The sequence below is a fragment of the Enterococcus sp. C76 genome, from assembly GCF_040886985.1.
In the GTDB taxonomy this organism is placed as follows: Bacteria; Bacillota; Bacilli; order Lactobacillales; family Enterococcaceae; genus Enterococcus_B; species Enterococcus_B lactis.
This window is the reverse complement of record NZ_JBFOEY010000090.1, coordinates 1-222: the sequence shown is the minus strand read 5'-3', so window position 1 is coordinate 222 and position 222 is coordinate 1. Positions and strand designations below refer to the sequence as shown.

General features: G+C 34.2%; 1 protein-coding gene. It reads left to right on the top strand.

Features of this window, described 5'->3' with window-relative positions; translation table 11 throughout:
- A partial coding sequence (locus AB3I00_RS14885) for a hypothetical protein (RefSeq protein ID WP_368025654.1) occupies positions 1-222 on the top strand: 222 nt, incomplete at both ends.

Here is a 222-nt window from a genome sequence, read left to right as displayed (position 1 = left end):
TGTAGTGGCTGTATTTTATCAAACGGAATCTAATTCACAAGATAGTTTAGTTTTAGCTATTAATGAGACAGTAAAAGCAAGTGCGATGGATAATTTGAATGATGTAGTTCGTGTAAAAGAAGGAACAAGTCAATTAAATATATCTGCGTTTGAAAAGGACACAAAGGAACGTTTGGCAACAGAGATTGGCTCTAAGCGAAAAGCAAAATCAGTGACTTTTTC